Consider the following 18579-nt stretch of genomic DNA (forward strand, 5'->3'; position numbering starts at 1 on the left):
ATGACAAGAGGAGACATCCATGAATCGATGCAAGCGGTGGCTTGGCCGCCTGGCATGCGTGGCGCTGTTCGCCGCGACCCACGCACAGGCCGATGATGGCATTTCCTTCTGGGTGCGCGCGTCGGATGCCGCGTTCGTCACACCGCTCGTCGCCGCATGGAATCAAAGCCATCCCACCAGGGTCAATCTGACCGTCATTCCGAACGACGACTTCGTGACCAAGTTCGGCACTGCATCGGCAGGCGGCGCAGCGCCCGATGTGATCGCTATCGACCTGATTTTCGTGCCCGAGTTTGCGCGGGCGGGTCAACTCACCGACATCACGGACCAGGCCAAAAAGCTGCCGTTCTATCAGAGCCTCAGTCCCTCGCATCTGCGGCTTGGGAATTACCAGGGCAAGCAATACGCGCTGCCTTTCAGCGCGGAAAGCTCGATGCTTCTGTATAACAAAAGCCTCTTCAAACGCGCGGGTCTGAATCCCGATCAGCCGCCGAAGACGTGGGCCGAACTCGAAACGGACGCCAAAAAGATCACCGCGCTCGGCAACGGAATCAAGGGCTTCTATTTTTCCGGCGCGTGCGGCGGCTGCAACATCTTTACGATGACCCCCTATGTCTGGGCTTCGGGTGGCGACCTGCTCTCGGCGGATGGCAAGACGGCGACGCTGAATAATCCCGCGCTGGAAGGCACGCTCGCCATGTATCGCCGCATGTGGGAAGCAGGCGACATTCCCGCGAGCGCGAAAACCGACAGCGGTGCGAACTTCATCAATGCGTTCCTGACCGGCAAGGTCGGCATGGTCGGTTCCGGCGCATTTTCTATCGGAATACTAAAGAAGACGCATCCCGAGATCGATTTTGGCCTCGCCTATCTGCCCGGGCAGAATGGTGGCTGGGCGAGCTTCGCCGGCGGCGACTCGATCGCGATCCCGGTGGGCTCGCAGCACAAGCCTCAGGCGCTCGAATTCATCAAGTGGAGCCTCGGCGAGCAGGTCCAGGTCGACCAGTTTGCGAAGAACGGCAGTATTCCCGTGCGTGTCGACCTTGCCGACAACGCCTATAGCAAGCTCGACAGCCGCTATCTGCTGGCGGCCACGGCGATGAGCAAAGGCCGCACGCCGTACAGCACGAAGTTCAATCAGTTGATCAACGATCCCAACGGCCCCTGGCTCGCCATGATTCAGGAGGCCGTCTTCGGCAAGGGCGTCGATGCAGCCGTTTCGACTGCGCAGGCACGGTTCACCGAGATTCTGAACGCGCAATAACGCCCGATAACACTCATCTGGAGGGGCGAAGACGATGGACGTCCTGAACGAAGCGCCGCCCAGCGGCACGGGTTTCGCGTTGCCGGCCAGGCGTCGGCAGCAGCGTGGGGGAGTGGGTCGGCGCGGCGCAGGGTACTGGTTCGTGCTGCCATGCTTTGCCTTCACGGTGGTGTTTTTCCTCCTGCCGCTGGCGATGACGATCGGCATGTCGTTCTACAACTGGCCGCTGATGGGCGTCCCCTCGTTTGCGGGCTTGCGTAACTATCTGGAGCTGCTGCACGACGCGTCGTTCTGGGGCGCGCTGTGGTTCACGACCGAGTACACGTTGCTCGTGACGCCTGCCATCTTCGTGGTGGCGTTCCTGCTGGCGTTGCTCGTGAACCAGGCGAGTCGCTTCGTCGGCATCTTCCGGACGGCGTTTTTTCTGCCCGTCGTTATCGGCATGACGACGGCGAGCCTGCTGTGGGTCTGGCTCTTCAACGACCAGGTCGGCATCTTCAGTGCGATCCTCATGCAACTGGGCATCGTCAGCGAACCGGTTCAGTGGCTCGGCGACACCAACTCCGCGCTCGCCTCGCTGATCGTCATGGTGGTGTGGAAAGCCTGCGGCTTCACGATGGTGATCCTGCTGGTCGGCATGCAGGCCATCCCGCGGGATCTCTACGAAGCAGCGCGCATCGACGGCGCGCGGTGGTGGGCGCAACAGCGCTACATCACGCTGCCGATGATGCGGCGCACCTTCGCGCTCGCGCTGATCATGGCGGTGATCGGTTCCTATCTCGCGTTCGAGCAGTTTTACGTGATGACGCGAGGCGGCCCGATGAACAGCACGATCACGGTGGTCCACTGGATCTATCGCGCGTCGTTCACGTACTTCAAGCTCGGCTACGGCGCCGCGATGTCCGTGGTGCTGCTGATCGTGTTGCTCGTGCTGAGCGTGGTCCAGATGGTTCTTCTGCGAGACGACGATGAGTAACAAGCTACGTTCCGCCGAGACCGGCTTCGTGCCCATGCCGCCGGCCACGATAAAGGCAAGCGTGGCGGCCTTGAGCTATGCCGGCCATATAAGCCGGCTGAAGAAACGGCTTTCGGTGGCGCTTTACTACCTGATCTGCACTGTACTGACGTTGCTTTTTCTGTTTCCGATCGCCTGGTCCGCGCTGACCTCGTTCTATTCGGCAGCCGATGCGAGCGCGTCGCCGCCTCGCTGGATTCCGTCGCGTTTGTCGTTCGAGAACTACCTGAACCTCGCGGCCTACGGGGAAGGGATCTGGCGATATCTCGGCAACAGCGCATCCGTGTCGCTGATGACGGTTGCGATGACACTCGTGCTCTCGACGCTCGGCGGCTATGGGTTCTCGAGATTCCGCTTCCGCGGGCGCAATCTGATCTTCGTCGTGATCCTGGCGACGCTGATGATTCCGTTCCAGTCGATCCTCAACCCGCTCTTCGTGTTGCTGCGCTGGATGCATCTGCAAGGCACGCTGTTCGGGCTCGCACTCGTCTACACGACGTTCCAGTTGCCATTCGCCGTGTTCATGATGCGCAACTCGTTCGACTCGGTGCCGCTTGAAATCGAGGACGCTTCGCTGATCGACGGATGCAGTTCGCTTCAGTCGCTGCGCATGATCATGTTGCCGCTGGTCATGCCGGGGCTCGTGACAGCTGGCCTTTTCGCGTTCTTCGGTTCCTGGAACGAATTGCTGGCGGCGCTGATCCTGCTCGGCGACGCCAGACACTACACGCTCCCGGTCATGCTGCTGAACGCGCAAAGCGGACAGCTCGGCGCGATCGACTGGGGATTGATGCAGGCGGGCATCACGATTTCCATCCTGCCGTGCGCGCTCCTCTTCCTGCTGCTGCAGCGCTTTTACATCAACGGTCTGATTGCTGGCGCGGTCAAGGCATAACCTTCTCCATACATCATGAACGACACAAGAACCTTGCGACAGCCCGTAGTCGTCGATTCCGCCTCCACCCGCTACGCGCGCATCAAACCCGTTGCCGTGACCGCAGTTGAACTGCGCGGTGACTTCTGGGGGCCGCGGTTTGCGACGAACATCGACAAGACCTTGCCGAGCCAGTGGGACCTGCTCGAAACCACCGGGCGGCTCAACAATTTCCGCCGCGTGTCCGGCGATTACGATGGTCCGTTCGAAGGCATCTTCTTCAACGACTCCGACCTGTACAAGTGGCTCGAGGCCGCGTCGTGGGCGGTGGCGCGCGGACCTCACGCGCTGCTCGAAAAGCGCATCGATGAAGGCATCGCGCTGATCGAACGTGCGCAGGATGAAGACGGCTATATCGACAGCTATTTCAGCGTGGAGCGCAAGGCGGAACGCTGGAGCAACCTGCGCGACCTGCACGAGTTGTATTGCGCGGGCCATCTGATTCAGGCCGCGGTCGCGCATCACCGCGCAACCGGAAAGCGCCGCTTGCTGAACGTGGCGATCCGCTTCGCCAACCTGTTGTGCGATCGCTTCGGCCCCGAGGCGGAAGGGAAGGTCGAGGCCATCGACGGGCACGAGGAAATCGAAATGGCGCTCGTCGAACTCGCGCGCGAAACCGGCAATGACCAGTATCTCGCGCTGGCGCGCTTCTTCATCAAGGCGCGCGGCCATGGCCTGCTCGCGGGCGGGCGGTTCGGCGACGCGTATTTCCAGGACGACGTGCCGTTCGAGCAAATGGAAACGCTGGCCGGGCATGCGGTGCGCGCGTTGTACATGTCGTGCGGCGTGACCGATCTCTATCTGGAGACCGGCGAAGCAGGCCTGCTGCCACGGCTGGAAACGCTGTGGGAGCGGCTGGTCGCGCATCGCATGTATATCACTGGCGGCGTCGGCGCGCGGCATGACGGCGAGTCGATCGGCGCGGACTTCGAGTTGCCGAACAGCCAGGCCTACACCGAAACGTGCGCTGCGATCGGCAGCATGATGTGGTGCCACCGCATGCTTGCCGCGACGGGCGACGCACGCTATGCCGACCTGTTCGAGTGGACGCTGTACAACGGCATGCTGCCGGGCTGGTCGCTCGGTGGCGATGCGTATTACTACGTGAATCCGCTGGAGGACGATGGCGGGCATCGCCGGCAACCGTGGTACTACTGCGCGTGCTGTCCGCCAAACGTCGCGCGCACGATTGCGTCGCTGCCTGGCTACGTCTATGGGACCGACGCAGACTCGATCTACGTGCAACTGTATATGGAGAGCGACGCATGTATCGACTTCAACGGGCGCACGGTGGCGCTGCGCCAGCGCACGCGCTATCCCTGGGACGGCGCCATTGAAATCGCCGTCGATGCGCAAGGCGACTTCGCGCTGAAGTTGCGCGTTCCGGGATGGGTCGACGGCACGGCCGGTTTCGTGAGGGCTCGCGAGGGCGCAGCCGCCGCCGCGCGAGCGAATGCGTCGATCGGGCTGACCGTCAACGGCCAGGCGATCGACGCAACTGCGGACTCGCACGGCTACATCGTGGTCATGCGGCTATGGCAATCGGGCGACGTGGTCCGCATGACACTGCCCATGACGCTGCGCGCCTGGCAAAGTCACCCGAAGGTGCCCGACAATCGCGGCCGGATTGCGTTGAGTCGCGGGCCGCTGCTGTATTGCATCGAGCGCGCCGACATGCCGGGAGTCGATCTCGACGAGCTTTATGTCGATCCAGAATTGCTCGATGCGGAGTGGCGAGAGGAGCAACTCGGGGGCGTGGTCGTGCTCAAGGGCGCTGCATACAAACACGCAATCGATCCGGACTGGACGGGGGCGCTCTACCGGCCCCTTGCTGAAGCCGCCGATGCAACGCCGCGCAACGATGCAACCTTGATCGCCATTCCATACTTCGCCTGGCATAACCGCGAAAGCGGACCGATGAAGGTCTGGCTGAACTATCGGGGGGAGTGAACGCGCGAAGCGTTCAGGTGCGAAGGGCCATGCCACATGGCCTCCCGTGTCCCGTCACCGCGAAAGCGGGATCACGCGGATGGCGCTTGCCGTAGGGCTCGTGGACTTCGCGCGATCGACGACGTACAGCGTATGTCGGGCGTCGTCGATGGCGACGCCACGCGCGTCCTGGAAGTCATCGGCAAGGCTTGTGACAGTGCCATCCGGCTCGACGCGACACACGGCGTGCGCATGGCATTTCGTATAGAGCGTGCCGGCGCTGTCGATGGCGAGCAGGTCCGGACTCTCGACTTGCGCGACCATCGCGCCGCTTTGCGCAGGAACCGGCGCCTGCGCGGCGAGTAACACACGCAGGTCATACCGCAGAATCACATTCCTGCTCTGATCGGAGACCAGCAACGCGTCGCCGCGGACAGCGAGGCCAACCGGCTTTGTGAGGCCCGCGATCAGGTCGCGCTCGGTGGCTGCGTGCGTCGCCACGTCGTAGCTCACGAGGCTCACACCGCCCGTGATGGGCTGGCCGTCCCGCTTGATGAACCAGCTCGACAGCACGCGTCCCGGCCCGATCGGCGCAAGGCCCAACCTGCGCCGGTCGGTTGCGAGTCCGGTAAGCGGCTGCGCGCCGCCGTGCGAAGAAACGATGAACAATGCACCGGTTTCGCCGAAGCCAAAACGCGCGACAAGCAGGGCGTCGGGTTGCGCGAGCACAAGCTGGCTGAGGCCGTTGGGCTGTCCTGGGACGACCGGCACGTGCGCATAGGCTTCGTAGGTGCTGCGGTCCTGCGACCACAGGATGGCGTTGCTTCGATCATCGGTAATGAAAAGGCCGCCGTCGCCCGGACTTACCGCGACGCCGTTTGGCTGGGCGCTGAGTTCGATGCGCGCGGGCGGGGTGCCGGGCGCAACATGGCAGCCGGCGACGAACACCACGAGTGCGCAGGCAACGAGCCGGCGCAGGACGCGGCCTGCCAGTGGGACTGAGGGCACTCCGGGCAGCGGCATGGAGACTCCTGGCGGCACAGCGCGCACGGCCGCGTCGTGTTGTGAACGGGAACTCGATGGAGGTACCGGCGGATTTTACTTCGCCGCGCGTGACGTTACGTCGGCCGGCCACGCCTGTGGCCAGGCGCCATGGTCGCATGCACTTCGTTGTATCCGTTGTAATATCTCGGGCGAGCGTATTACATTTCTTTCGAAAAGGAAAATCTGACCATGCGCAATTCCCATCGCCCTCTGAGGCGCGCGTTGCTGATAGCCGGCGCCGCCATGCTTGCCGTCTGTTCGAACGCACGCGCCGACGAATTGATCGTGTCGGCCGCAGCGAGTCTCACGAACGCGTTCAAGGCCATCGGCGAAGCGTACGAACAGCAGCATCCGGGCACAAAGGTCCTGCTCAATTTCGGCGCCTCCGACGTGCTGATGCGGCAGATCGCGAAGGGCGCGCCAGCGGACGTATTCGCGTCGGCGGACCAGAAGGCCATGGACAAGGCCGTCGAGGAGAAGGTGGTCGACCCCGCTACGCGCCGGGATTTTGCCGCCAACGCGCTAGTGCTGATCGTGCCGGCCGACAGCCGCTTTACGCCTGCGACGCTGAAGGACCTGACCTCGGCGGACATCAGACGCGTGGCCTATGGCGATCCGGCCTCCGTGCCGATCGGTCGGTACGCGCAGGGCGCACTTCAGGCGGCGGGCGTCTGGGACGCGGTGAGCGCGAAGAGCGTGCTTGCCTCCAACGTGAGGCAGAGCCTCGACTACGTGTCGCGCGGCGAAGTCGACGCGGGCTTCGTGTTCGCCACCGACGCGGCCATCATGCCCGATCGCGTGAAGGTCGCGCTCACTGTTCCCACGCAAACGGCCGTGACCTATCCCATTGCGCTCGTTGAAGGCAGCCGGCACGCGAGCGATGCCAAAGCCTTCATTGCGTACGTGCTGTCGGCCGACGGCCAGGCCGTGCTCGCGAAGTACGGCTTCAAGCCCGCCGGCGCGGCGCACTGAGCCGGAGCACCACGTCATGGAGCAAGCCTGGATTCCCTTGTGGCTCTCGCTGAAAGTGGCGGGCTGGGCGACAGCGCTGAACGTCGTCTTTGGCGTGGCGGCGGGCTACGGTCTCGCGCGCTGGCGTTCCGGCGCGCGAGACGTGATCGATTCGCTGCTGACCTTGCCGCTCGTGATGCCGCCTACGGTGCTCGGCTACTACCTGCTCGTGCTGCTCGGGCGGCGCGGCGTGATCGGCCGCTGGCTGGACAGCATCGGCATCCAGCTCGTGTTCACGTGGCAGGGTGCCGTCGTGGCGTCGATGCTGGTGGCCTTTCCGCTCGTGCTGAAATCGGCGCGCGCCGCGTTCGAATCGGTCGATCCGCAACTCGAGCGCGCCGCGCGCACACTCGGCATCAGCGAGACCGCCATCTTTTTTCGCGTGACGCTGCCCCTCGCCACGCGCGGCCTGCTTGCGGGCGCGCTGCTCGCATTCGCACGCGCCCTCGGCGAATTCGGCGCGACGCTCATGGTCGCCGGCAATCTGCCCGGCCGCACGCAAACACTTTCCGTCGCGATCTACGCCGCCGTGCAAGCGGGCGACGACAGCACAGCGAACTTTCTCGTGCTCGTCACCTCGGTCACGTGCGTCGTGATTCTCGTGCTTGCCGGGCGGCTCGTGCCGCAGCATACGTTGCTGACTTCGCGCTGATCGACATGCCGCTGACCGTCGCCATCCGCAAGACGCTCGAAACGGCCGGACGCCGTTTCGCACTCGACGTCGCGTTCGAGACACACGCGCAGCGCGTCGTGCTGTTCGGTCCGTCCGGGTCGGGCAAGACGCTGACGCTGCAGGCCGTCGCGGGGCTGCTGCGCCCTGACGAAGGTCTGATCCGGCTCGATGAGCGAACGTTGTTCGACAGCGCGGGCGGCATCGATCTCAAGCCGCAGTTGCGCCGGATCGCCTATCTGTTCCAGGACTATGCGCTGTTCCCGCATTTGAACGTGCGGCAGAACATCGCCTTCGGGCTGCACAGGGGCTGGTTCAATCCGGCGCGGCGCGATGCGCATCCCGACGTCGAATACTGGCTCGATGCGCTCGAACTGCGCCACGTGGCGGGCAGTCATCCCGTGCACCTCTCTGGCGGGCAGAAGCAGCGCGTCGCTCTCGCTCGCGCGCTCGTCCCGAAGCCGCAACTGTTGCTGCTCGACGAGCCGTTCTCGGCGCTCGATCACGCGCTGCGCGAACGCATGCGCAGCGAGCTATCGGCCATGCTGACGCGTCTCGACATTCCCATGCTGCTCATCACGCACGATCCCGAAGATGTCGCCGCGTTCGGCGACGAGGTCGTGCGGTTCGTCGACGGGCATGTCGATCCGGAGGCCGGTGCGATCGTTTTCAGGCACGGCGTGCGTGCTATGCCCTAGCTTTGTACACGCTCGACGGGATGACGTTCCAGCCACGCGGATTCGCTGTCGTCGAAGAGGCGGGAGCGGGTGAGGAAGCGCAGGCCGGTCGGACGTTCGAGCGAGAACATGCCGCCGTTGCCGGGCACGCAGTCGATGATCAGTTGCGTATGCTGCCAGTATTCGAATTGCGATTCGCTCATGTAGAACGGCGCGCCCGCAATCTCGCCGAGCTTCACGTCCGAGCCGCCGACCATGAACTCGCCGACGGGAAAGCACATCGGTGCGCTGCCGTCGCAGCAGCCGCCGGATTGATGAAAAAGCACCGGGCCATGCTCGGCCACGAGCTTTTCGATCAGCGTGATCGCGGCGGGCGTCGCGACGACGCGTTGCACTTCGTCGGTCATGGCATGTCCTCGCGGGCCATGCGCCCCGCCCGCCAGGGCGAGGCGCCCGCACTCCGTTAGAAGAAACCGAGCGGCTTGTCGCTGTAGCTCACCAGCAGGTTTTTGGTCTGCTGATAATGGTCGAGCATCATCTTGTGATTCTCACGGCCGACGCCCGACTGCTTGTAGCCGCCGAACGCGGCGTGCGCGGGGTAGGCGTGATAGCAGTTGGTCCACACGCGGCCGGCCTGAATCGCCCGACCGAAGCGATAGGCGCGCGTGCCGTCCCGAGTCCAGATGCCGGCGCCGAGACCGTACAGGGTGTCGTTGGCGATCTGCAGCGCCTCTTCCTCGGTCTTGAACGTCGTGACTGAAACGACAGGCCCGAAGATCTCTTCCTGGAAGATCCGCATCCGGTTGTTGCCGCGGAAGACGGTCGGCTTCACGTAGTAGCCGTTCTTCAGCTCGCCATCAAATGCGTTGCGCGCGCCGCCCGTCAGGCACTCGGCGCCTTCCTGTTTGCCGAGATCGAGGTAGGAGAGAATCTTCTCCATTTGCTCCTGCGAAGCCTGCGCACCAATCATCGTCTTCGGATCGAGCGGATGGCCCTGCGCGATCGCGGCAACGCGCTTGAGCGCACGCTCCATGAAGCGGTCGTAGATTTTCTCGTCGATGAGCGCGCGCGACGGGCACGTGCAGACCTCGCCCTGATTGAGCGCGAACATCGTGAATCCTTCCAGCGCCTTGTCGAAGAAGCTGTCGTCCTGCTCCATCACGTCGGCGAAGAAGATGTTCGGGCTCTTGCCGCCCAGTTCCAGCGTCACGGGTATGAGGTTCTGGCTCGCATACTGCATGATGAGGCGGCCTGTGGTGGTCTCGCCCGTGAAGGCCACCTTCGCGACGCGCTTGTTCGAGGCAAGCGGTTTGCCCGCCTCCAGACCAAAGCCGTTCACCACGTTCACGACGCCGGGCGGCAGCAGATCCTCGATCAGCTCGATCAGCACGAGGATCGAGGCGGGCGTCTGCTCGGCGGGTTTGAGCACGACGCAGTTGCCGGCGGCGAGCGCGGGCGCGAGCTTCCATGTCGCCATCAGGATCGGGAAATTCCACGGAATGATCTGCCCCACCACGCCGAGCGGCTCGTGGAAGTGGTACGCGACCGTGTCGTCGTCGATCTGCGAGATGGCGCCTTCCTGGGCGCGGATCGCGCTGGCGAAGTAGCGGAAGTGATCGATCGCGAGCGGAATGTCGGCCGCCATGCTCTCGCGCAGCGGCTTGCCGTTGTCGATGGTTTCCGCCACGGCGAGCCGCGTGAGATTGGCCTCGATGCGCTCGGCAATCTTGTTCAGCAGATTCGCGCGATCGGTAGGCGAGGTGCGGCCCCATGCGTCTTTCGCCTTGTGCGCGGCGTCGAGCGCGAGTTCGATATCGGCTTCGCGCGAACGGGGAATGGAGGTGAACGGCTCGCCCGTGATTGGCGAGATGTTGTCGAAGTACTCGTTGCCGGCGGGCTTGACCCACTGGCCGCCGATAAAGTTCTCGTACTGTTTGCGGAAGGGATATTCGGTGGTGAGGTACTGCAGTTCTGCGTGGTTCATGGGCGTGCTCCTCGCATGTCGACGGGACAGGTGTTCCGCTTTCCGTTATATCGCAAGGAATATTACGCGCCTCTACGGCGATTTTTCGAAGTTTCGATTTTGCGCTGCACAAGCCGGAGTCGGGCCGGTACGGTGGGAGGCCGCGCGCTCGCCTGCGCGACGCACGGCCTCGGGGACTACGCCGGCTGATAGCGGCTCGCTTCCTCCGACCCTGTCGTCGCGTTGCCGGCGCTGTACGAATGCGCGCCGACACCCGCGAGACGTCCGCCATCGACGATCAGATACTCGTCGCGAATCGGCTTGCCGGCGAACCAGCATTCGAGAATCTCGCGCGTGCCTGCCGCGTAGCGTGCCTGCGCCGAGAGCGTCGTGCCGGACGTATGCGGCGTCATGCCCTGATGCGGCATGCTGCGCCACGGATGGTCGCGCGGCGCCGGTTGCGGGAACCAGACGTCGCCCGCGTAACCGGCGAGCTGGCCGCTTTCCAGCGCACTCACGATGGCGTCGCGATCGCAGATCTTGCCGCGCGCGGTGTTGATGATGTACGCGCCGCGCTTCATTTTCGCGATCATCTTCGCGTCGAACAGGTGTTCCGTTTCCGGATGCAGCGGACAGTTGATCGTCACCACGTCGCACACGCTGACCATCGACTCGACGCTCGGGTGCCACGTCAGGTTCAGTTCGCGCTCGACCTGCTCGGGCAGGCGATGGCGGTCGGTGTAGTGGAGCTTGACGTCGAAGGGTTTCAGGCGGCGCAGTACCGCGGTGCCGATGCGGCCCGCGGCGACGGTGCCAACGTGCATGCCCTCGAGGTCGTAGGCTCGCGCGACGCAGTCGGCGATATTCCAGCCGCCTTGCTTCACCCACTCGTGCGACGGCAGATAGTTGCGTACCTGCGAGAGGATCATCATCACGACGTGTTCCGCCACGCTGATGCTGTTGCTGTACGTGACTTCCGCCACGGTGATGCCGCGCTCCACCGCGGCCTGCAGGTCCACATGGTCCGAGCCAATCCCTGCCGTGAGCGCGAGCTTCAGCTTCGGCGCCTTCGCGATGCGCTCGGCCGTGAGATAGGCAGGCCAGAACGGCTGTGAGATCACGACTTCGGCGTCGGCGAGTTCCTTTTCGAAACGCGAGTCCGGGCCGTCCTTGTCCGACGTGACGACGAGCGTGTGGCCTTGCGACTCGAGGTAACGGCGCAGGCCCAGTTCCCCCGAGACGCTGCCGAGCATCTCGCCGGGCGTGAAGTCGATGGCCTTGGGCGTCGGCGCGCTCTGGCCGTCGTGATAGCGGGTGATGGTGGGGACTGTATCGCGCGCATAGCGTTTCGGCATGCCGTCTACGGGGTCGTCGTACAGGACGCACAAGACTTTGGCCATGATGTCTCACTCCATGATTGAAGGCTGGATCGGATGGCGGCGTGGACGGCCTCGCGGCCGTTCTGCCGGTTGCTCGATCGTTCGGTTTGCGAATGATCGATGGCCAGAGTGTTGTCGAGGCGTGGCGACGGGTCCAATTGTTTGGAAAGATGATCTGATAACCGCCGCTTATGAAGACGGGCGAACACGCGCGCGGGCAGGGCGCCCGCGCGCGTCGGACGGTGAATCAGGTGCTTTCGAGCAGCGCGTCGAAGCGGCTTTGCAGGTCGGTGCGTTGTGCCGCTTCCCACATGGCGGAAACGAGCAGCGGCATGACGGGCGTATTGCGCGTGATGAGGCCGATTTCGCGCGTGAGTTCCGGCTTGAGCAGGGTGGCGGCGAAGAGGCCGTTGCCGGGCACGCTGCCGAGCAGGCTGTGCGGCAAGACGCTGTGCATACGCACATGCTGAACCGTGGAGGTGAGCGCGAGCAGCGAGTCGGCTTCGGCGACGACGGTGGGCTGTACACCGGCCCGCCGGAACGCCGCGTTGATGACCTGACGGTTCTGCATCGATGCATCGAGCAGGCACAGGTCGAGGCCACCCATCGCGTCCCAGCGGTCGAGGCCCGCGCATGCGCCCTCGCCGCAACCGGCGGGCGACATGAGGACATAGCGTTCCCGATACAGTCGCGAGACCGCGAAGCCGGCCTGCACTTCGTTGTCGAGATAGGTGAAGCCGATGTCGAGTTCGAAGTCGTCGAGCTGGCGCAGGATGGCGTCCGAACTCAGCGAGCGCAGCGAGTAGCGGATGCCTGCGTGCTCCGCGCGGCAACTGGCGAGCAACAGGCTGACGACGGGCAGGGTGGTCGGAATCACGCCGACGCGCAAGGTGCCGCTAAGCGACACCCGCGCGGCCGACGCGTCCTGGCGCATGTGCTCGAGCGTGGCGAGCGTCTGCCGCGCCCAGCCCAGTACGCGGGTTCCCTCTTCGGTGAAGCCAAGAAAACGCCGGCCGCGCCGCACGATGACGAGACCGAGTTCGTCTTCGAGGCTGCGGATTGCAGAAGACAGCGCCGGCTGGGAGACGTTGCAGGCTTCGGCAGCGCGCGCGAAATGCTGCTCGCGCGCGAGCGTGACGAGATAGTTGAGCTGGCGGATGAACATCCGTTGCCGCTCGCGTGACCGGCGCTCGATGCGCCTACGCGAGCAGGTCCTCGTAGAATGCGCCGAAAGGACGGGTGGGGTGCGCGATCTGGATTTCGAGAATCCACAGCCCCGCCGCCGGGACTGTTTCGAACTCGCCGAGATCGCCGGCCTTGTAGATGGCGTGCGGGAAGTCGCTCACGCGGTGGCCCTTGATGTCGATGTTCAGGCGCCAGCCGTACGCTCGCGCGCGGGCCGCCGCATAGTCGTAGAGTGCAATGCCGCTGCATCCGGTGCTCCGCCAGTGCATGGCCACTTCTTCGTAGATCGTTTTGACGTCGCGCGCGCAGCGCTGCATGTCAGGATCGCTGCCGGTGACGAATGTGGCGCCCGCGTCGCCTTCGTGCTGGTTCCACACGACGCCAAGGTCGATGAAAAAGATGTCGCTCGCGCCAAGAACGGGATCGCCTTCGGAGCGCTCCTTGAAAATGCGCAGGGTGTTCTCGCCGAAGCGGATCAGCACGGGATGCCAGATGCGGTCCATGCCCAGCGCCTGCAGGATGGCCTTGCCTTGCGCGTTGGCTTCCGACTCGCGCATGCCGGGTTGAATGGCAGCCGCAATCTGCTCGACTGCCTGCCAGGTCATCACGCGTGCGTGCTCCATGCCTGCGGGCGAAAATTTTTCTCCGACCGCCTCTTTGTTGCCAGTGTTCACCTGATATTGCTCCAGTTGTCTCGCTGTCGTCGCGCGGGGAATCCTGGCCTCGTCGCGCAACGGTGCCGCGGGGACTGAAGCCGGAATCGTTATATTCTCGCGTATATTTCGGCTGGTTGACAACCGTGATCGTGGGGACCTCGCCTCGCTCGTTCGCGGAACCCAGGACGCCGCATGCTTTCGTCCGATGCATGACGATGAAGTCGAGCGTGCGCTGGTTTCAGGCGCTGCTATGCTCGGTGCTTTTCGGGAGCGTGCAAGATGATCTTCGTGAACCAGCAAAGACTCTGGGATACGCTGATGGAGATGGCGGCAATCGGCGCGACCGCGCACGGCGGCAGTTGTCGGCTGGCGCTGACCGACGATGACGTGCAGGGCCGGCGGTGCTTCATGCGCTGGTGCGAGGAAGCCGGCTGCGAAATCCGCATCGATCCGATCGGCAACGTGTTCGCGCGGCGGCCAGGCACGCAGCCCGACGCCCCCGCCGTGATGTGCGGCAGTCATCTCGACACACAACCGCTCGGCGGCCGCTTCGACGGCGTGTACGGCGTGCTCGCGGGTCTCGAGGCCATTCGCACGCTCAACGAGCTTGGCATCGCGACGCGGCATCCGATCGACGTCGTCGCGTGGACCAATGAAGAGGGCTCGCGCTTCACGCCAGGCATGATGGGCTCCGCGGTCTACGCCGGCGCGCTGGATCTCGATACGGCACGCGAGCGGCCCTGCATGCAGACCGGCGTGCGGCTCGGCGATGAACTCGAGCGCACCGGATTTGCCGGTCGTGCGCGCGAGCAGCAGTTGCCGAAAGCCTATTTCGAAGCCCATATCGAGCAAGGTCCGGTGCTGGAGAATGCGGGCGTACCGATCGGCGTCGTGACCGGCGTGCAGGGCATGTACGAACTCGATGTGACGGTGACCGGCTTCGAATCGCACGCGGGCACGACGCCGATGAGCGTGCGCAAAGATGCGATGGGCGCAGCGGCCGCGATGATCGCCGCGATCATCGAGCACGGCCATGGGTTCGATGCCGATGCCCGCGTGACCGTAGGGCATGTGGCCTGCCAGCCGAATTCGCCGAGCACGATACCCGGGCTCGTCAAGTTTAGTCTCGACATTCGCCACCCATCGCGGCCGGCGCTGCAACGGCTCGTCGCCGACATCGAAGCGATTTGCCTCCAGCGCACCGCGCTGCGCGGAACGAGCGTGCAGGTGCAGACGGTCGCCGAGTATGATCCGGTGGTCTTCGACGCCGAATGTGTTACGCGTGTGCGCGAGGCGGCGACCGCCGCCGGTTATCCCTGGATGGAGATGTGCAGCGGCGCGGGGCACGACGCGGTGAACCTCTCATACGTTGCGCCGAGCGCGATGGTGTTTGTTCCGTGCAAGGCCGGACTCAGCCACAACGAGGCGGAAGACGCCGACCCGGTGCACCTCGCGCAAGGGGCATCGGTGCTGGCGAATCTGCTGGCAGATTGCGCACGCTAGCGGATTAAGCCGTGTGGCAGGTCGCTCACCGCGCCGATCAGGGATCGTACCCCTGGCGGGACGGTTCGGGCATGGCGTATGCGAAAACGCGGGGATCTCACGCGTTTATTCGACGGGAGCAAACCCATGACGACCACTGTCATTGCCATGCTGAACGAGCTGATCGAAACGTCAAAGGACGGCGAGCACGAATTCACGAAAGCAGCCGACGAGGCACAGCACGCAAGCGTGAACGAAGCGCTGCTCGAAAGTGCCGTGCACTGCTCGCGTGGCGCGCGCGAGTTGCAGGAACTCGTCGTGAGGCTTGGCGGCAAGCCGGAAAACGGCGGCAGCGTTGCGGGCGCGTTGCATCGCGGCTGGCTCAATGTGAAATCCGCGGTTGGCACCCGCACCGACGACGCGATCCTTGCGGATTGCGAAAAGGGCGAAGATACCGCGGAGAAGCGGTTTCACAGTGCGCTTGAAAGGAATCTGCCCGCTGATGTGAACGCCGTGGTGGCGCGGCTATACAGCGATGTGGCGCAGGATCTCGACCGTATCCGCGAATTGCGTGTCCAGTTTGCCGAGACGAAACCCTGACCTGAGCGAGGTCGACGTGGGCGCTACTGGGTGGCGGATTCAGTAACGACCACCCGCACGTCCTGCGCGAAGGCGTCCTCGAACCGGATGCGCGCCACCGTAAGGCAATCCGCGGGAGTGCCGGCCCCCAGACGCACCGCAGTTTGTGCCGTGGCCTTCGCCCGATGCGACGGTCGCGCTGCAGATCCCCATCCGGCCCGCCCGTTAGCCCGCCACTGGGCTTTCAAAGGCGCGGGTTGACCCCAGGTTCACCTGAAATATCGTTGGCTATAATCGCGAACGGTCGGGCGCTGTGATCCAGCGTTCGGGCAAGCGGGAAAGGTTACCCCCCATTCCCTGATCAATGCAGTTGCCGATCCCTACAGGAGACTGGCATGGCAGAACAACTCATCATTTTCGATACCACCTTGCGGGATGGAGAGCAGTCGCCGGGTGCGTCGATGACAAAAGAAGAAAAACTCCGCATCGCGAGGCAACTCGAGCGTATGCGGGTCGACGTGATCGAGGCGGGCTTCGCAGCGAGCTCCGACGGCGATTTCGAGGCAGTGCGCGCAATCGCAAGCGAAGTGAAAGATAGCATTATCTGTTCTCTCGCACGCGCGAACGAGCGTGATATTTCACGTGCGGCCGAAGCGCTGCGGCCAGCCAGCCGTTTCCGTATTCATACCTTTCTCGCGACATCGCCTCTGCATATGGAGAAAAAACTCCGTATGTCGCCCGACCAGGTGTACGAGCAGGCGCGTCGCGCAGTGCGTCAGGCGCGCAGTTTCACCGATGACGTAGAGTTCTCGCCAGAAGACGCTAGTCGCTCAGACATGGACTTTCTCTGCCGGGTGCTCGAGGGTGTCATTGCCGAAGGCGCGACCACGATCAACGTACCCGATACCGTCGGCTATGCCATGCCGGAAGGTTATGCAGCACTGATCCGCGAACTACGCGAGCGCATTCCCAATTCAGACCGGGCGGTTTTTTCGGTGCATTGTCACGATGATCTTGGCCTCGCCGTGGCGAACTCACTAGCCGCAGTGAAATCAGGCGGCGCAAGGCAGATCGAGTGCACGATCAACGGACTTGGCGAACGGGCAGGGAATACGGCGCTCGAAGAAGTCGTCATGGCGGTCAAGACCCGGAGCGATCACTTCGACCTCGACGTGCGCGTCGATACGAGCCAGATTGTCGCGGCGTCACAGTTGGTCTCGGAGATTACCGGATTTGCGGTGCAGCCCAACAAGGCGGTCGTTGGCGCCAACGCGTTCGCTCATGCGTCCGGCATCCACCAGGACGGTGTGCTCAAAGCGCGCGATACTTACGAAATCATGCGCGCGGAAGATGTAGGCTGGAGCGCAAACAAGATCGTGCTCGGGAAGCTTTCTGGTCGAACTGCCTTCAAACAGCGCCTGCGTGAGCTTGGCGTCATAATGGACAGCGATGCAGAATTGAATGCAGCGTTCGCGCGCTTCAAGGCTCTCGCCGATCGTGAGGCCATCGTTTCCGATGGCGCGCTGGTTGCCCTGGCACGGCAGGGCGAGGGCGTGAATTCCGGCAGCGCGCATCCATAACGGTCAGCGACCAAGGCTTTCACATCACAGACCGCCGGACTGCAGGAACCCTGCGACCGCGTTATTTTCGTCATAGCTCGAAGAAACCATGAATACTGAAACAACTGCCCAGTTTGTTATTTCGCCCAGCACGACACCGACCCCACACGATGAGATCACCGCGAGCATTGCCAGCCCGGTATTTGGTCGCGTGTTCACCGATCACATGGCGACTGTCCGATGGACAAGTGACCTTGGTTGGCACGACGCGAAAGTTGAGCCGCGTCGGCCGTTTCAGATTGACCCCGCCTGCGCTGTCCTGCACTACGCGCAGGAGATTTTTGAAGGCATGAAAGCCTATCGCGGCGACGACGGCTCGATCTCGCTTTTCAGGCCTTACGAGAATGCCAGGCGGTTTCGCGCGTCGGCAGCGCGCATGTCCATGGCAGAACTCCCCGAAGCACTCTTTGTCGGCGCAGTGGATGCGCTCGTGAAGATCGATCGGGACTGGGTTCCTGGCGGCGATGGCAGTTTGTACCTGCGGCCTTTCATGTTTGCAACGGAGAGTTTTCTCGGGGTGCGAGCCGCCAACGAGTATCTGTTCTGTGTTATCGCTTCGCCCGTTGGGCCGTATTTCAAGGCGGGTAAGACGGCGGTCACGGTTTGGGTCTCCGACCAATACACCCGCGCGGCACCAGGTGGAACAGGCGCGGCCAAGTGCGGCGGAAATTATGCCGCCAGCCTGATTGCGCAAACCGAGGCGGCAGAGAAAGGCTGCGACCAGGTCGTGTTCCTCGACGCTGCGGAACACAAATGGATCGAAGAACTGGGCGGCATGAACGTGTTCTTCGTGATGGACGACGGCTCCCTGCGTACACCTCCGCTCTCGGGCACCATCTTGCCCGGTATTACGCGTGCTTCCATTATTGAGCTGGCCAAGCGGGAGGGCATCACAGTTTCCGAAGAGCCTTATGCATTTGCATCCTGGCAAGCCGATGCGATCAGCGGTCGCGTCAAGGAGGCCTTCGCCTGTGGTACGGCAGCGGTCGTGACGGCCATCGGAGAGGTTCGTCACGGTGCGGGCGAATTCAAGATCGGCAATGGTGGCGAAGGACCTGTCACACAACGAATTCGCACTACGCTCACCGGTATTCAGCGCGGCAAAATTGCAGATCCATTCAGCTGGATCCACAAGGTGTCTTAAGCGATTTTCCTGGAATCCGTGTGCAGGC

16 protein-coding genes and 1 pseudogene are annotated in these 18579 nt (G+C 63.5%); 11 read left to right on the top strand and 6 right to left on the bottom strand.

What is annotated here, in order from left to right; translation table 11 throughout:
* Window positions 1-19 precede the first annotated feature (19 nt).
* The 4 genes from E1N52_RS02040 to E1N52_RS02055 are packed head-to-tail and all read left to right on the top strand — an operon-like array spanning window position 20 to window position 5163.
* Entirely contained in the window at window positions 20-1264 is a 1245-nt protein-coding gene (locus tag E1N52_RS02040; RefSeq protein ID WP_133179701.1) for an ABC transporter substrate-binding protein, read from the top strand.
* 34 nt (window positions 1265-1298) lie between these two features.
* Window positions 1299-2240, top strand: coding sequence for a carbohydrate ABC transporter permease (locus tag E1N52_RS02045; protein ID WP_133179702.1), 942 nt, complete (start codon window positions 1299-1301; stop codon window positions 2238-2240).
* Window positions 2233-3174 carry a carbohydrate ABC transporter permease gene (locus tag E1N52_RS02050; protein ID WP_205965552.1) on the top strand — a complete coding sequence of 314 codons (942 nt, stop codon included), beginning with the start codon at window positions 2233-2235 and terminating at the stop codon, window positions 3172-3174. The genes E1N52_RS02045 and E1N52_RS02050 overlap by 8 nt, the downstream gene beginning before the upstream one ends.
* Before the next feature lie 15 nt (window positions 3175-3189).
* Window positions 3190-5163 (top strand): glycoside hydrolase family 127 protein, encoded by a 1974-nt coding sequence (locus E1N52_RS02055; protein ID WP_133179703.1) that lies wholly within the window; start codon window positions 3190-3192, stop codon window positions 5161-5163.
* A 54-nt stretch (window positions 5164-5217) separates the two neighbouring features.
* Here E1N52_RS02055 and E1N52_RS02060 read toward each other — a convergent pair whose 3' ends face one another.
* Entirely contained in the window at window positions 5218-6165 is a 948-nt protein-coding gene (locus E1N52_RS02060; protein WP_133179704.1) for an NHL repeat-containing protein, read from the bottom strand.
* Between the two features lie 210 nt (window positions 6166-6375).
* Between E1N52_RS02060 and modA the strand changes: the two genes are divergently transcribed.
* The 3 genes from modA to E1N52_RS02075 are packed head-to-tail and all read left to right on the top strand — an operon-like array spanning window position 6376 to window position 8565.
* Window positions 6376-7158 (top strand): molybdate ABC transporter substrate-binding protein, encoded by a 783-nt coding sequence (gene modA, locus E1N52_RS02065; protein WP_133179705.1) that lies wholly within the window; start codon window positions 6376-6378, stop codon window positions 7156-7158.
* Between the two features lie 16 nt (window positions 7159-7174).
* Window positions 7175-7849 (top strand): molybdate ABC transporter permease subunit, encoded by a 675-nt coding sequence (gene modB, locus E1N52_RS02070; protein ID WP_028203909.1) that lies wholly within the window; start codon window positions 7175-7177, stop codon window positions 7847-7849.
* A gap of 5 nt (window positions 7850-7854) precedes the next feature.
* Window positions 7855-8565, top strand: coding sequence for an ATP-binding cassette domain-containing protein (locus E1N52_RS02075; protein ID WP_133179706.1), 711 nt, complete (start codon window positions 7855-7857; stop codon window positions 8563-8565).
* Here E1N52_RS02075 and E1N52_RS02080 read toward each other — a convergent pair.
* From E1N52_RS02080 to E1N52_RS02100, 5 genes are all read right to left on the bottom strand, one after another.
* Window positions 8562-8951 carry a DUF779 domain-containing protein gene (locus E1N52_RS02080; protein WP_133179707.1) on the bottom strand — a complete coding sequence of 130 codons (390 nt, stop codon included), beginning with the start codon at window positions 8949-8951 and terminating at the stop codon, window positions 8562-8564. The two genes, E1N52_RS02075 and E1N52_RS02080, sit on opposite strands and share 4 nt — an antisense overlap.
* A 56-nt stretch (window positions 8952-9007) precedes the next feature.
* On the bottom strand, window positions 9008-10528 hold the full coding sequence (adh, locus tag E1N52_RS02085) for an aldehyde dehydrogenase (RefSeq protein WP_133179708.1): 1521 nt from the start codon (window positions 10526-10528) through the stop codon (window positions 9008-9010).
* 176 nt (window positions 10529-10704) lie between these two features.
* Entirely contained in the window at window positions 10705-11907 is a 1203-nt protein-coding gene (locus E1N52_RS02090; protein ID WP_133179709.1) for an NAD-dependent formate dehydrogenase, read from the bottom strand.
* 226 nt (window positions 11908-12133) lie between these two features.
* Window positions 12134-13051 carry a LysR family transcriptional regulator gene (locus E1N52_RS02095; protein WP_133179710.1) on the bottom strand — a complete coding sequence of 306 codons (918 nt, stop codon included), beginning with the start codon at window positions 13049-13051 and terminating at the stop codon, window positions 12134-12136.
* Between the two features lie 34 nt (window positions 13052-13085).
* On the bottom strand, window positions 13086-13745 hold the full coding sequence (locus E1N52_RS02100; RefSeq protein ID WP_133179711.1) for a M24 family metallopeptidase: 660 nt from the start codon (window positions 13743-13745) through the stop codon (window positions 13086-13088).
* A 261-nt stretch (window positions 13746-14006) separates the two neighbouring features.
* On the opposite strand from E1N52_RS02100, the gene E1N52_RS02105 reads away from it, so the two are divergent.
* The 4 genes and pseudogenes from E1N52_RS02105 (at window position 14007) to E1N52_RS02120 (ending at window position 18551) form a co-directional block, all read left to right on the top strand.
* Window positions 14007-15230 carry a Zn-dependent hydrolase gene (locus E1N52_RS02105; RefSeq protein WP_133179712.1) on the top strand — a complete coding sequence of 408 codons (1224 nt, stop codon included), beginning with the start codon at window positions 14007-14009 and terminating at the stop codon, window positions 15228-15230.
* A gap of 126 nt (window positions 15231-15356) precedes the next feature.
* Window positions 15357-15809 carry a ferritin-like domain-containing protein gene (locus tag E1N52_RS02110; protein ID WP_133179713.1) on the top strand — a complete coding sequence of 151 codons (453 nt, stop codon included), beginning with the start codon at window positions 15357-15359 and terminating at the stop codon, window positions 15807-15809.
* Window positions 15810-16183: 374 nt separating this feature from the next.
* Window positions 16184-17294, top strand: a pseudogene (locus tag E1N52_RS02115) (2-isopropylmalate synthase); the annotation flags it as partial.
* 162 nt (window positions 17295-17456) lie between these two features.
* On the top strand, window positions 17457-18551 hold the full coding sequence (locus E1N52_RS02120; RefSeq protein ID WP_133179715.1) for a branched-chain amino acid aminotransferase: 1095 nt from the start codon (window positions 17457-17459) through the stop codon (window positions 18549-18551).
* The last annotated feature ends 28 nt before the right edge of the window (window positions 18552-18579 follow it).

Origin of the sequence: Paraburkholderia guartelaensis (genome assembly GCF_004353905.1) — a bacterium.
Lineage (GTDB): Bacteria > Pseudomonadota > Gammaproteobacteria > Burkholderiales > Burkholderiaceae > Paraburkholderia > Paraburkholderia guartelaensis.

Excerpts from the sequence above, each read along its gene's own strand:
- E1N52_RS02040 (WP_133179701.1), top strand. The coding sequence starts at position 20 with ATGAATCGATGCAAGCGGTGGCTTGGCCGCCTGGCATGCGTGGCGCTG.
- E1N52_RS02045 (WP_133179702.1), top strand. The coding sequence starts at position 1,299 with ATGGACGTCCTGAACGAAGCGCCGCCCAGCGGCACGGGTTTCGCGTTG.
- E1N52_RS02050 (WP_205965552.1), top strand. The coding sequence starts at position 2,233 with ATGAGTAACAAGCTACGTTCCGCCGAGACCGGCTTCGTGCCCATGCCG.
- E1N52_RS02055 (WP_133179703.1), top strand. The coding sequence starts at position 3,190 with ATGAACGACACAAGAACCTTGCGACAGCCCGTAGTCGTCGATTCCGCC.
- E1N52_RS02060 (WP_133179704.1), bottom strand. The coding sequence starts at position 6,165 with ATGCCGCTGCCCGGAGTGCCCTCAGTCCCACTGGCAGGCCGCGTCCTG.
- modA (WP_133179705.1), top strand. The coding sequence starts at position 6,376 with ATGCGCAATTCCCATCGCCCTCTGAGGCGCGCGTTGCTGATAGCCGGC.
- modB (WP_028203909.1), top strand. The coding sequence starts at position 7,175 with ATGGAGCAAGCCTGGATTCCCTTGTGGCTCTCGCTGAAAGTGGCGGGC.
- E1N52_RS02075 (WP_133179706.1), top strand. The coding sequence starts at position 7,855 with ATGCCGCTGACCGTCGCCATCCGCAAGACGCTCGAAACGGCCGGACGC.
- E1N52_RS02080 (WP_133179707.1), bottom strand. The coding sequence starts at position 8,951 with ATGACCGACGAAGTGCAACGCGTCGTCGCGACGCCCGCCGCGATCACG.
- adh (WP_133179708.1), bottom strand. The coding sequence starts at position 10,528 with ATGAACCACGCAGAACTGCAGTACCTCACCACCGAATATCCCTTCCGC.
- E1N52_RS02090 (WP_133179709.1), bottom strand. The coding sequence starts at position 11,907 with ATGGCCAAAGTCTTGTGCGTCCTGTACGACGACCCCGTAGACGGCATG.
- E1N52_RS02095 (WP_133179710.1), bottom strand. The coding sequence starts at position 13,051 with ATGTTCATCCGCCAGCTCAACTATCTCGTCACGCTCGCGCGCGAGCAG.
- E1N52_RS02105 (WP_133179712.1), top strand. The coding sequence starts at position 14,007 with ATGATCTTCGTGAACCAGCAAAGACTCTGGGATACGCTGATGGAGATG.
- E1N52_RS02110 (WP_133179713.1), top strand. The coding sequence starts at position 15,357 with ATGACGACCACTGTCATTGCCATGCTGAACGAGCTGATCGAAACGTCA.
- E1N52_RS02120 (WP_133179715.1), top strand. The coding sequence starts at position 17,457 with ATGAATACTGAAACAACTGCCCAGTTTGTTATTTCGCCCAGCACGACA.